Source organism: Bacteroides sp. AN502(2024), from assembly GCF_041227145.1.
Taxonomy (GTDB): Bacteria; Bacteroidota; Bacteroidia; order Bacteroidales; family Bacteroidaceae; genus Bacteroides.
Genome location: NZ_JBGFSP010000003.1, coordinates 1,417,306 through 1,430,811 on the forward strand (window position 1 = coordinate 1,417,306; position 13,506 = coordinate 1,430,811).

Consider the following 13,506-nt stretch of genomic DNA (forward strand, 5'->3'; position numbering starts at 1 on the left):
TTTTATTTTTAAATTGTCTAACGGATACAAAGGTACAATATATAATCTATTTACTTAAACAACTCTGATAATACTTTCTCCAGTTTCTCGCCTCTCAGATTTTTTTCTATGATAGTTCCATCAGGATCTATCAGATAAGTTGTTGGTATATAGGAGACCCCGTATGTTTCGGCAGCATCGACATCCAGCAATTGCGTCCAGATCATTCCAAGTTCTTCAATAGCATCCCTCCAAGGTTTCAGTTTCCGATCTGTGGATATGCTAATCACCTCAAATCCCTTAGAAGCATATTTTTCATAGGCAGCTTTTACATTGGGCATTTCATGCCGGCAAGGTCCGCACCATGAAGCCCAAAAGTCAATCAAGACATATTTTCCCTTTCCTACATAATCGGACAAGAGCTTCATGTTACCTGCATTGTCTTTCACTTTAGCATCCGGGAAACGTTCGCCAATCTTTATTTTTGCATCCATTTCCCGTTTCTTATTTCGATCCTCTAATTGTTCTTTAGACATATTCTTTTTCATCTCTTCTTCTACTCGCTGCTGAAACAGTTTCTTCATTTCAATGATGTCTTTCACTATAATGCTTTGCGAGAAAACAGGCGAAGCTCCCTTCATCAGGACTTCAATATTATCTAAAGAAAACATACTACTACCCCAAAGAAAAAGATATGTTCCAACCATACTATTCTTATAATCATTCACATACTTCATTAAAGATTCTACGTGAAGTCCTGCTTTTCTCCCATATTCCATAATTTTAGCGTTAAAGGCAGTGTCATTCTTCATCTTTTCAAGTCCTCCGTCTTTTAATCCTTGGAGCTCGGTTCTTACCTCTTCATCCATTCTCATCAAGCTATCCATTGTAGGCTTCATTTGGTTGATGGCTATATTTAATGTATCATTCAAAGGTGTCCCCCTCCTTTCATTCTTCTCAATATTCAGTAAGATGCTGCCTTTCTCCAATACTAATGGATAAAATTTTCCATCCATATCTTTTATTATAGCTATACGGGGCATCCGGACCATACCCGAAAAAGAGAATTTCCCTTTTTTCACTGTCGCGCTATCTAAAATAACTTCGTTAGTTTTTACCCCATCATCGAGTAGGCATAAAAACAGTTGCTTTTCATTCAATTCCTTATTGGCTATGCCTTTGACTGCATATTTCTCCTGAGCTGAAGAGCAAATGGCGACTAAGCACAAGAGACACAAAATCATTAATTGTCTTTTCATTGTTTTCTTTATATTCTTTTTTCTATATATCTACTACGAAGACTTTCATCATCTCGAACTCAAAGATAATATGTTTTTATCACCCTATGTACCTTTTATACTGCTAATAATAAAATTAAGGATAAATAAATCTTTGATCACCATTGTTGTCTACATAAAATGGAAGTTCCTCTTTACCACCTGTAATGTTTCTGAGCCAGAAGAATGAGCCGGAATGGGCTTCAATTGCAATATGGTTAAATTTAGGTTGCTGTTCTAAAAGCTTCTCCCATTCTCCATTCTTCCAATAGAACAATTCGTACTGATTACCCGGCACAATACCATTATCAGCATTCAATGGCATCATTCTTACCTTCGTGACATATTGCGGTTTACTCAAATTGAAGCTGATGGTCGGATAAGCACCGGGAGATGTCTGTGGATTACCATCATATTCAGCCTTCCACTTAATCTGTTCCAGAGGTGCATCCATCAGTCTTACATCAAACTTATCTACAGATAAAACATCATCAGGAGATAATACAGGCAAAGGAGAGGCAGGAATTACATTTTTATATCCATATCTGGCATCAGTTATAAATTCCAATTCTGATATAGTAGCATGAGGAAATTCTTTTGTGGTTCTTATTCTATAATATTGATAAGGTCCTTTATTCATATCCAACTTAATATCCTGAAAATAAGGCAACAGTGTTTTTGATATTACTCCAACAGTATCACATTCTTTAAAATTCGGCTCATTGCTTGCCAGAATCACAGTACCAATTAGCCGTTCTGCTTTTTCCGCCAACCAGCGCTTAGCGGGGAATTTACGGATCAGATTTACATTTTTAAGTTTTCCCTCTATATCAACCCTTTCCATTTTACCCTCTTTATTCAGATAAAAAGGATTGCCAAAAGAACGTGATTTGCCAAATGGAGTATAGTAAATAGGGAAATAAAACCTATCCGGTATCACGGACGAGAAAGTAACCCTCTTATCCGAACGGTTAATGCTTCCCCATGTCACCGGAATTAGACCGGTTGGTGTACCACTATTAAATGCAGCAAGATATGCCAAATTATTATTTCCGTATTCTTTGTAAGGAAGAGTCAGGGATACGGTCTTCATTAAATGCGAGGTTACATCTTTTATAAATGGAGAATCTAAAATATCAGGAATATACTCCCCCTCTTTCTCTAAGAAAAAGGGTGTGTCTTTTTGCTCTGAATACATAAAGCGATAGATATTCAGCACATCTTCAGTCTTAAAAGAACTATTATCCTTTTGGGGGCACGAAGATTCCGGATTAAAAGCCAACCATTTTTTGTTTTCATCCAATACTACAGCATGATAATGCCTTCCTTGAAAACTCTTATAACCCACATTAAATTCCACGGCAGAAGGTATGCCACAAGCCTTCAAGATAGTTGCACCATAGTTTGCAATCGGGATGCAATCATGAAAGCCATGAAAAAATAGCTCCTGATAACCAACTTCTTCTTTATAAGGATAAGGCGGAAAGAATTCGCGCGTTCGACCTATTACATAGTTATATCTTCGGACCACTTCCTGCAAAGAATCCTTATTGATAGCCGACAGATATTTATTCATAAACGCGGCATAAACATCCGAAAAATCAATCAAAGAAAAATCCGGTATACTTCGATAAGGGAGAACATATTCATAAAAATCTTCGGTAGGTAACCGCCTTAAGCTGGCGATTTGTTCCTTTAATTCAAACATTTGATCTATATGGCTTATCAATCACTCGGCTTTGATCCAATGCATATCATAATCTTCTTTCCAAAGAATTTTGACAGGCTGTTCCAAAACCTTTACTCCATACCCTACTCTAAATTCAGTACGAATACTATCAATCAGTCTTTGTACATTCTCATTACGAAAGCCATCAGTTGCCAAATAGACCGAATGATATAGAAGAGAATCCGCCATCCTCGTAAGAGAGTCCAGCAATGGATGCTGGCGCTGATTCCTTTCCGAATAATAAGAATGATGATATCTCATATTAGAGATTAAAAACTTTGCAGCTTTCAACTTTTGAGGTTCATGTTTATAATGATTTAAAACAGCCTCCAATTCAGTTCTATTGGACCCGGATATAGACAATACTGTTTCAATCCGTTTGTCTTCCTCGCTTGTGCAGCTAAACAGAAGAAATAGGATAAAGGCAAAAATAAAACAACTTCCTTTCATTATCGGTCAATTTATAGTGTACAATCGCATTTTCTCTCTCATCATCTCTCTTTTCATCATCCGGATGGTTGACGTTTTTATCTTCATAGGCTTATCAATAATCAGATTAGCCATACTGAGCATATTCTTCCGATCCGCATTATCCTTATATAAATGAAATAATTTATAAAATGGAAGGAAGCGGGAAGGGCACATCAATGATGCACTATTGTAATATTTCTCCGCCAATTCTTGTCTACCCAATTCCTGATAGATTTCTCCTATTATAAGTTCCAAATCATAATCCGCCCAATATCTACGGCATTGCAATGCTATTCTCAAGCTCTCTTCATACTGCTTATTTTCTAACAGTATAGCAGTATAATTATAAAGGAAATAAGGATTATCGTAAAATTTCTTTTCCAACTTTTCATAAATGGGAAAAGCTTTGCCGTATGTTCCGCATAGTGCAAGTACAGATGCTTTTCCCCATTCCTTTTCTGCTTTTATGCGTTCTACCAGTTTATACATCCCCCCTAGCGAACAAAGGAGAACAATGATGCATACTGCATATTTTATCTTAGAGTAGGCAAAAATAGTAGTGAGATATTCCTTTGTGATGATAAAAATGCACAGAACGGTAATAATCCATGTAAAAGGATAAGTGAACGGATAAGAAAAGAGAGAGAATATACCTATCGAAACTAAAGAATAAATGGCTGTTTGTTTCTCAATACAAGGCTTCTTTTTATAACAACATGCAAGCAGAACTATTATTGCAAGCAACAAACATAAACCGAAAGCCCCAAAATTTAGGAGAACTCCCACATATTCATTAAAAGGATGTTTCACGTTATCTGCAAGCAATGCATATCGGGTTCCCTCAAATTGCTTTAAATACTCTGCCTGATAATCCATATAATGAGCCTCGAAACTTCCTACACCATGACCAAACCATGGTGCATCTTTTATCATATTCACACTGCTGCTCCATATAAGTAATCTTCCATCGGCAGAGTCTTTTTTCATCCAGTAACATCCTGACAGTAATAAAGCGAGACATACTAAAGAAAGACACTTCATCCATCTTTTATGAAATACCTTCATATTTAAAAGAATGAAACAGATAGAGGCAATGCTCATAATACCCGCTCTTGATTGTGACAGAACCACAGCTACTGCAATTGCGACTCCTACCATCCATCCTCCATACCTGATATATTTATTCTTATCCGGCAATAGGAATCCTACAAAAGGAAAGCCCGCACAGAGACATGCCGCAAACCCCGCAGGATTGTCAAAACTTCCTGTAACCTTAAAAGCAGTGAGCACCTGAAACAAGCCAAAAAACTGAACTACCCCGAACATTGCCTGCGCAAAGCATGAAATAATAATGATAAAACCATATACAGTTCTCCTCGTATCTTTCTGTTCATTCTGCCTGTAAAATAAGATGTTGATTGCTTCATATATTAATATTACTAATAGTATGAACACAACAAAGCCCCATTTTGGAACAATGTACGAGTCCGTAAATTCTCGTGAACAGACAAAAAGGCTGCCTAAACACAATGCAGCAAACAGATAATGAGATGTTCTTATCATTTTACTTCACCCTTACAAATTGTATGATTTAGATATTTGCATTACGCTAAATTATTTATCATTCTATAAATAATCATCAATATCACCAAAGCAATGCAAAACATTGACAAATAAATCCAGATACTTCTTTTTTCTTTACTCAAGTTTATTTTTGCCAATATAAACAACAACATTGCCCATACTGATATACTGCCTAAAAAAGAATACAAAGTGTCTATCTGATAGAAGATATCTACTCCTATGATTATTATGTCAAACAAACATAAAAAACATAATGCAATATAATAACGTTTCATATATTTAGTCTATATTTTATTCTGTTATTGGAGCCATCTCCGTCAGAGCTACCACAACTGGAAATAATAACATTCATACCCAAAATAAAGGAAATACACTCAAACGTGAAATCACTTTCTTCAACTTCACTCACTTATCAGATTCTCATCCTCCAATACTTTTTTCAGCCGATAATAAAGATTCAACTTATGTTCCAAATCCTGCTCATCTATAGCCTCCGATTTCTTTTCAATCAAGCAAGCGTGTTTTTCTTCCGCAACAGGTTTTGAAACGTCCTCGAATTCAGCAACTTCTACCTCTATCACATCTCCAATTTCCAACATTCCACCCTCCCATACCAAGTGCATTTCTTCAGGCATTTTCAAACCACTTAGACTCCAAAACACACCACTATGCCAAGTAATATTAGCAACAAGACCTACTCCACACTGAGGAATACCAGCCTTAAATATTTTATCTTTACATTTTACAATAAGTCCTTTCATACTATATAATCCCTTTTTCCTGAAGCTCTACTTTAAGTTGTTCATATTTTATTTTCAATTCATCTTTATCACAGATTATCTTCATAGCAGGAGATACTTTTGATGCTTCAACTACTTTTATTACAACCTTATCGCCTAATTTCAAGTTCTCATCAACCCAAATAAGGCTACTCAATGTATCTGTTCCTCCTATATAAATATTATCCCCAAAAGAATAATTACAGTTCATTATTACATACGCCACATCATTGGATGTAATAATCACAGGTTCCCGATTATTAATTGTTACTTTAAATCCTATCATAATTTTATATTTTAGTTAGGACGAGGACAATCCCATATCCCTTGTGCTAAACAGTATTCATGGCATCGCCTGCATTCAGAATATCCCCAACCACCAGAATTCGGCTGACTATAATCTTTCCCATCCATACATTCATTATATTTTCTATTACAGTAATCCGTTGTACTATTTTGTTGACTTGCACATGTTACCACTTCATACACATAAACACCAGCAGCAACAACAGTCACAACAGAAGCAACAACCTCACCGATAGGTGTCGGTTCACCAACAGCAATAGTCCAAACTGTTGCTGTAATTTTGCGGCACCATGAACCTATGCTTGCTCCATCCTCTGGTCCTCTTGTTTTAATCTTTGATAATTTAATACTATTATATGGAGTACTTAACATCAAACCTTGACGTTCAAGATAAGATACTTTTTGTGTTCCATAATATAGTACAGCAATAACATTCAACAATCTTTCTTGTTCTATTTCTGGAACTTGTGTACGAATTTCATTATTCAAGGCGACCAATTTAGACAATAAGTCTTGAGAGGATTTACTCTTTTCACACTCACTAATAATCTTGCGAATAAACTCCAACTGGATATCCGTCAACGAATTATACCTTTCCATAAATTCAGTAGCACTCATTGTCATTTCAATTGACTGAACCTCTCCAGCAGCACGACTTCTCGCCATTGCAGAACTCGCATTACACCAATCTTCATAAAACTTCTCACGAAAATCCTTCAAATCAACAATTTCCGAATAATCCATATTCAAATCATTCAATTTTCCTATCGTAGTTTCAATTTCTTTAGCCACAGCTTTCCCATAAGCCTCAACCTGTTTTGGAAAATCAATTTCCTCTTTTAAAATCTCTTTTTCAAAAGCAGACTGTCTATCTACAAAATCATCACTCTGTGAGCAACTTTGCGTAAGCAAAGCAATACTAAATACAATAAAAATTAAGTTCTTCATCATCTTTGACCTTTTTAAATTAATACCCAATATATATTAGCTAATACTTTTATGTATAGAATAGGCTTATTTATCGAATTGGAAGTTATAAAAACATCCCTAGTTACTTCTCCTAATTCTTCCGATCTAAAATTAAATCCGACCATTACAGAGTCGTGAGGAGAGATAATAAATTCCTCCGAGTGGTCTACTAGATTCAAGCAAGAACAACTTGTAAAAATCTTCAATATCTTTAAAGGATACTTTCCATCATTGTGAATAGGAATCACAAAAGATATATTTTTACCAACATTACAATCGGAAAGAGATACCATATTATCGTCTACTCTGATGTTAGGTTCATCATTTATTTCAAAATCCGGATTCAGAACTTTTTTTGCTGTAATAAATTCATTTTTATACAATTGCAAATAATAAGGGGTTTCCAATTCCAACATTGATCTTGCCAATATTTTGGATTCAACGGTATCATTTTCCATTAGTTCTCCTACAATTCCCCAATAAAAGGAGTATGGATATTTTAATGAATCAATTGAATTACTTAGAACCGTTGGAACGTATATTCCCTGATCTAAATCCATCTTACATTCCAAGACTTGGTTTAATAAAGGGATGGCGGTACATTTAGAAAGTTTAAAGCGGTTAGGATAATGATAATTAGTTATTTTTTTATCAGAAATGGCTTTAGCTATATATAAAAAAGTCTCTTTCGTTGCACCTGGAATCAAGTCAACCAGTGTACCATTTTCTGAAAACACACAGGTCAAAGGCAACGACAAAGGACAAAGCCACTTCATATACCATTCATTTGAAGATATATTAATATCTACAAGATTATAAATAGCTTTATTAGTATCTATAAAATCTTTGCTCTTTAAACAATACTCTCGAGACAAATCCTGAGTGGAATCTACTAAGACTATACAAAAAGTTTTTTTATTGCTATATGCAATAGAGCAAATCTTCTCAAATGATTGATTTTTATATATTTTGCATGTATGTTGATTACAGCTAGAAAGAAACAAGCAAATAATCATAGCAAGCAAAAAAAGCAAATTCAGTTTTCCAAGCATATTTCTCATATTATATGTATATTAATTTAAGGGTATAATCATAAAATCATTTATTCAACATTCGAGTTTACAGTACTTCTACAACATACTTTCTTTATTCAATTCGCATCCATATAACTTACGCCATAAAGATACGTCATAAAAATTGTCCTAGCAATAGAACGTCACATCAAGATCCCAGATAAGACATTAATATTCAACATATTGCAACCATACATATTTAAAATAATAGCTATATTGTAACAGCATGACTGCTGTTACTAACGAAAACATTTATTCTGATACCTTTGCGGAAGGTACAAATTCACCTACCCACTGAATGAAGCTGTTTCTTTGCGGATCGAAAGTGCCTGCATCTATATGACACTCAAAGTCTCTTCTTCCATTCAGGCCAACCACAATAGAGCCACCGGAATTATCTAATGCAAGAATGAAATTGAGAATCCCGCCCGGAATTGCAGCAAGTACAACTTCCGCTTCATTAATAATAAATTTAAATCCTTTCATACATATTGGGGTTTTATCAACTGATTAACTCATTAAACCAATCAAGGTAAATCATCAACCACTTCTATCAAGTTTTCATCCTCCAATGCTTTTTTCAATCGATAATAAGTTTCAAGGTAACTACTCAGCTATAAGTGAACAAACAAAAAGGCTGCCTAAGCACAATGCAGCAAACAGATAATGAGATATTCTTATCATTTTATCTATTCCCAACAATCATTTTTAGACGTTCCGCTCAATCTTTCCAATGTTCGTAGCAGTTGTCGTGTATTGCCGCCAACAGTTGCCCCTTGAACAACTCTGTTTTTATCAATAATAACATTTGATGGATACATATAAATATGCAATACATCATTAAATTCGTCTTTATAATCGGGAACAACTGTTATATTTTCCCACACTAAATTCAATCTTTTCATTAACCTCTTCACTTCTCCACTAGAATCAGGCGTTAATGCTACAAATCGAATATCCGGATAATCTTCAGCAAGTATATTTAAAGCTGTAAGTTTCCGTATGCAAGGGCGACAATGCCTGTTCCAAAAACATACAACCGTGACATCGGATTCATCCATTTTAACAGGTTTTCTACTCATATCAGTCAAATTGATCTGAGGAAGCGTCTTACCAATTAAAGTTTCAAGTTTAGGATGTTTATAAGTTAAGTGAATTTCCGTTATTTCATCTGTCCCTTTGATAGAAATAATGTATTTACCTGTTTCTAAAGAGTCGGAATGGGCCTGTCTTGTTATAGATTTTTGCTCTGCGTCAAAATATATAATCGTGTCGCCTTCTACGCTAATCTTATTACTATTAACACGCGTTACCTTTTGGGCATGACAAACACCTATAAAAAGGAATAAGAAAAGGGAAAAATATAGTTTCATATTTCAAGGGTTTTATAGTATATAGTTGAGTCAAACGATGGTTGACCCAACTACAAAACTATTTATTCTAATGCATCATTTTTGCTTTTTCTGTAATTTACAAACACTTCTATCACCTTTTGAACAAAAACATTTGACTCCTTCTTGGGTTTTAGCGACCTCACAATCAGGACATTTTCTGCGATCTTCATTTTTGCACGAATATATTGTCAAGCCATCTGTATCTCCACCTTCGCTTCGTGTTTTCATTCTTTTCATATCTAAACTTCCATCCAATGTTATATTACTTATTATCAAATTACTTGAATGTCCATCGTATGTCATGTATCTAATTTCAGCAATAAATCCCTGATCTGTATCATGATAAATCACATCATTGATTTCTACATCTTTATTTTCACCATATTTTTCCTCTGCTACCTCAGCAACTAAATTAACCAACACGTCAATAGTTGCAGCGATTCTCTGTCCATTAGGCGCTATCAGGTTTATTGATGTCTTACTATTATCTACAAATTCATCCGACTCTTTATCACAACTCCCAAATGCAAATCCTAATATTGCTATTATTAATAGTAAACTATTTTTCATATTCCTAATATTTATATTCATATAAAGCGCAACCTTCGACAAGTCCATCATCACATGCACAGCGTACTTGATTGTGCTTCTTGTCATTTACAACTCGACATTTCTTACATTTATTATTACTCCTTTTTTTACAACTAAAGCTTTCATACCCACCTTCAGAGCCTCCTTCCGTCCTAGTCTTTATTTTTGAGCCAGAAGTTCTCTCTTTTCTCATAAGAATTATATTACTTTCTATTCCATCTTCAGTTACATATTCAATTTCAGCACAAAAGCCTGTTTCCAATGAATCATACTGGATACTTACTATTTCAAAATCCTTATTTTCCCAATTATCTTCTTCAATAATAGGAGACAATAGTCCTTTCAATTTTTCTATATTCTTGGCAATATATTCACCACTAGGAGCTCTCAAGTTTAAATTCTTCTCTTTTGTAGAAACCTCGCCTTCATATGAATATTCATCTGAATTACAGCTACTAAAAACTAAAATAGCAATAAACAAGCTGATGTTTAACAGAGTTATTATTTTCTTCATTTTCATAGAATTAATCATTTAATACACATTCTAAATTTATCTTCATCTCATAATAAACCATTTAACGCATAAAGCTGCTTTTCTTTTAAGTTATGAACTATCTGCAATAATTTTTATTTTATGCATGGGATAAATACCATTAGATTTTAAAATAAGTTCTCGTTCTATTTTTTCATCCTTATCTGCAGTAAATTCAAAATTAATATACTGAGATTCTTGTGGAAGAATAGTATATATTTCATCACCTATAAGTTTTACGCAAGAGCAACTGAGTTGAACTTCTTTAATTTCAAGAGGAGCATTACCCGAATTAAATATTTCAATTTTAAACGATTTTGCAACTCCTTTCTCGCAACGACCCAATTCGATAAGTGTTACACATTCTAAGACGGGTTCAACTTTTGGATTATAACAAGAATCAATAACACCTTTTGCTGCAATAAAAAGTTCCGGATAAATCTCAAGCTCCAAATCACTATCAAAGGTCAATAAGTGTTTGGCTACCAATTGAGCAGTTTCATGTTTACCATACTTATCTAAATTCATCATCCTTAAATAAGCTGTATACGGATAATTAATAGAATCCATTAATTTGTTAATTCGAGGTTCAATATTCAGACCTTTCTCAAGGTCGAGTTTACAGAAAAGGATATCACTCAACAGTGAAATTAATTGCTCTTTATCCATCGAAAAATTGTTATAATATACTAACTTTCGGCACATTTCTCCCGTTTTAACAACTTGCCCTATACAATCAAAGCACTTACGAGACGCTCCGGGTATAATATCTATTAAATTACCAGAGGGAGAGAAAATACATGTAATAGGATCTGATATTGAATATAACCATTGCTGATACCAGTTATTTTGGGGTAAACGTATATCTATCATATTAAATACAGTTTTAATATGATTCCTTTCTAAACGTTCCTTATATATTTTAGAGGTCAAATTGGATGTATCTAAAAGAACTACACAAAAATTCTCATTTCTATTTATAGCAATTTGTTGTATATCATGGAAGTTTCCATTATAAAGGACTTCTAAATGCCTAGAAGAACACCCCGTAGAAATAAAAATTATACCCAATATAGCCATTAAACAAATTCTTTGTATTAATTCCATAATAATAAATTTAACAATAAAACTACAGTGCATTTTTTCTCACATTTCCTTTTATCAAAAGTTCCTCATAAGTATCTTCAGCATTAGAAATAACATAAATTTTCTTATGAAAATATCCTGATATCTTATTTAGATTCAAAACAACTTTTATTTTACCCGATTCTCCTTTCATTATCGGAGTTTTGACATAATCAGCTTCAATGCATCCACAAGATACATCTATTTTATTTATTACTAGAGGTGTTTCTCCTGTATTACTAAACTCAAAAAAGGCACTGACATATCCATTCTCCTCTCTATTAAGGGTTCCCAGGTCAATCTCATTTACCTCAAAAGATATTACAGGATATTTTTCATCAATATCTATTTTAGACATTTCTGCACTTTCCATAGCCCTTTGGTCATTAATACAACCGCATAAGAGGATAGTGATTAGTAATATAAAAGAAGGTTTCATTTATTATAGATATTAAATTCACATAATTCCGTTATAAATATACGAGTGAATTTAAAGCAAAACAATGGAGTGTTACACACTTTCAGCAGCTACTAAAGACTGCAGAGGGTCTCATCACAGTTTTTTATCTATATTTCCTCTATATTGTAACAATGTAAATAGATTCCAATTCTTTCTTAAAGTCAGAATGGTTGTTTTTAGGATAGGAAATATTACGACCGCTCATTAATGTTACACTTACAAAGTCAATATACTAATTCATAAAGAGCTCTCACAACGTTTTCTCTTGTTTCTTCAACACTATATTGTAACAAATATCCCCACATGTAAGACCTATTTTACTACTATTCCGATAAAATTTTATCGTATTATTTGCCTTTTTTTCCTTTCTTTGTATCAATATTAAAAAAAAAAGAAAGGCTATGAACAAGAAAAAAAGAAAGAATAGTTTTTATACAGCAGTAACCATCATTCTTCTATCCATCACATTCGTTATTTACAGTTGCAGTTCCAACGAATACGAATACACAAATGAGTCAAATAAACTTATCGACTCCATTGCCCAATCAGATGAATTTTGGGAGTTTGAAAGGAATAGTAAACTCTTATCAGATAAATTTCAGGCTTACACTTCAACACTGAGTGAAGAAGAATATAATAAACTCATGGTAAAACTGAATGATGATGATTACATAGAAGAGTTTATCAAAAAATCGAATTTAGAACAAGAGCTTCACCTGATGAATGAAGCTAAGGAAAACTTGCTTCTGTACACCGGATTCGCCAGACTAAGCGAAGATGAACGTATAGCACTATTCAGACAGTATGCCGAGAGCCATGAATCTACAGGTAAGACACGCATAAAAACACGCACTGAAGGCGGAGATGCTAATAGCTGCGAAGCAAAAAGACAAGCAGCGTATGCACAGGCAAAAGCGAATTATGATAATGACATTATTAACTGTAGAAAAGAGTCCTCCACAAATAGTTGCTACGCACAGGCATTATCGAGATACGAAAGAAACCAAAGGGCGGCTGAAAGGGAATACAAATCATGTATACAAGGAAATTAATCATATATATAGCTCTCAATAGCTCAATGTGGCTTATCAGTATCGCAATGTGTTATTTAGATCGTTTTATTGATAACTTGAACTACACATTCCAAGATTTCCTAATATTCTTTTTTGAACTTCTTGCGCGGATAACGCTTGTGGTGGGAGCTATCAATCTATTTCCACAAGAGCCATACTCCAAT

At 34.1% G+C, this 13,506-nt stretch carries 15 protein-coding genes; 1 reads left to right on the forward strand and 14 read right to left on the reverse strand.

Features of this window, described 5'->3' with window-relative positions:
- Window positions 1–50: 50 nt before the first annotated feature.
- The 14 genes from AB9N12_RS05530 to AB9N12_RS05595 all read right to left on the reverse strand — a co-directional run bounded on the left by AB9N12_RS05530 (window position 51) and on the right by AB9N12_RS05595 (window position 12,182).
- Complete coding sequence (locus AB9N12_RS05530; protein ID WP_369890381.1) at window positions 51–1,238, reverse strand: redoxin domain-containing protein; 1,188 nt, start codon at window positions 1,236–1,238, stop codon at window positions 51–53.
- Between the two features lie 115 nt (window positions 1,239–1,353).
- Complete coding sequence (locus AB9N12_RS05535; protein ID WP_369890383.1) at window positions 1,354–2,964, reverse strand: hypothetical protein; 1,611 nt, start codon at window positions 2,962–2,964, stop codon at window positions 1,354–1,356.
- Window positions 2,965–2,985: 21 nt separating this feature from the next.
- On the reverse strand, window positions 2,986–3,246 hold the full coding sequence (locus AB9N12_RS05540) for a hypothetical protein (RefSeq protein WP_369890385.1): 261 nt from the start codon (window positions 3,244–3,246) through the stop codon (window positions 2,986–2,988).
- Between the two features lie 195 nt (window positions 3,247–3,441).
- Complete coding sequence (locus AB9N12_RS05545) at window positions 3,442–4,911, reverse strand: O-antigen ligase family protein (protein ID WP_369890387.1); 1,470 nt, start codon at window positions 4,909–4,911, stop codon at window positions 3,442–3,444.
- 530 nt (window positions 4,912–5,441) lie between these two features.
- Window positions 5,442–5,801 (reverse strand): hypothetical protein, encoded by a 360-nt coding sequence (locus tag AB9N12_RS05550; protein ID WP_369890389.1) that lies wholly within the window; start codon window positions 5,799–5,801, stop codon window positions 5,442–5,444.
- A gap of 1 nt (window position 5,802) precedes the next feature.
- Window positions 5,803–6,105: a hypothetical protein gene (locus AB9N12_RS05555; RefSeq protein WP_369890391.1), complete on the reverse strand. Its 303-nt coding sequence runs from the start codon at window positions 6,103–6,105 to the stop codon at window positions 5,803–5,805.
- A gap of 11 nt (window positions 6,106–6,116) precedes the next feature.
- Window positions 6,117–7,076, reverse strand: coding sequence for a hypothetical protein (locus tag AB9N12_RS05560; protein ID WP_369890393.1), 960 nt, complete (start codon window positions 7,074–7,076; stop codon window positions 6,117–6,119).
- 11 nt (window positions 7,077–7,087) lie between these two features.
- On the reverse strand, window positions 7,088–8,155 hold the full coding sequence (locus AB9N12_RS05565; RefSeq protein ID WP_369890395.1) for a DUF1573 domain-containing protein: 1,068 nt from the start codon (window positions 8,153–8,155) through the stop codon (window positions 7,088–7,090).
- Between the two features lie 264 nt (window positions 8,156–8,419).
- Entirely contained in the window at window positions 8,420–8,653 is a 234-nt protein-coding gene (locus AB9N12_RS05570) for a hypothetical protein (protein WP_369890396.1), read from the reverse strand.
- 203 nt (window positions 8,654–8,856) lie between these two features.
- Window positions 8,857–9,540 (reverse strand): TlpA family protein disulfide reductase, encoded by a 684-nt coding sequence (locus AB9N12_RS05575; RefSeq protein WP_369890397.1) that lies wholly within the window; start codon window positions 9,538–9,540, stop codon window positions 8,857–8,859.
- A 75-nt stretch (window positions 9,541–9,615) separates the two neighbouring features.
- Window positions 9,616–10,131: a hypothetical protein gene (locus AB9N12_RS05580; RefSeq protein ID WP_369890399.1), complete on the reverse strand. Its 516-nt coding sequence runs from the start codon at window positions 10,129–10,131 to the stop codon at window positions 9,616–9,618.
- A 4-nt stretch (window positions 10,132–10,135) separates the two neighbouring features.
- The gene (locus AB9N12_RS05585; RefSeq protein WP_369890401.1) at window positions 10,136–10,672 is read right to left on the reverse strand and encodes a hypothetical protein; all 537 of its coding nucleotides are present in this window, start codon (window positions 10,670–10,672) and stop codon (window positions 10,136–10,138) included.
- 84 nt (window positions 10,673–10,756) lie between these two features.
- Complete coding sequence (locus AB9N12_RS05590) at window positions 10,757–11,791, reverse strand: DUF1573 domain-containing protein (RefSeq protein ID WP_369890403.1); 1,035 nt, start codon at window positions 11,789–11,791, stop codon at window positions 10,757–10,759.
- Between the two features lie 22 nt (window positions 11,792–11,813).
- A complete protein-coding gene (locus tag AB9N12_RS05595) occupies window positions 11,814–12,182 on the reverse strand; it encodes a DUF1573 domain-containing protein (RefSeq protein ID WP_369890405.1) in 369 nt (122 codons plus the stop codon).
- Window positions 12,183–12,670: 488 nt separating this feature from the next.
- On the opposite strand from AB9N12_RS05595, the gene AB9N12_RS05600 reads away from it, so the two are divergent.
- Complete coding sequence (locus AB9N12_RS05600) at window positions 12,671–13,321, forward strand: hypothetical protein (RefSeq protein ID WP_369890407.1); 651 nt, start codon at window positions 12,671–12,673, stop codon at window positions 13,319–13,321.
- The last annotated feature ends 185 nt before the right edge of the window (window positions 13,322–13,506 follow it).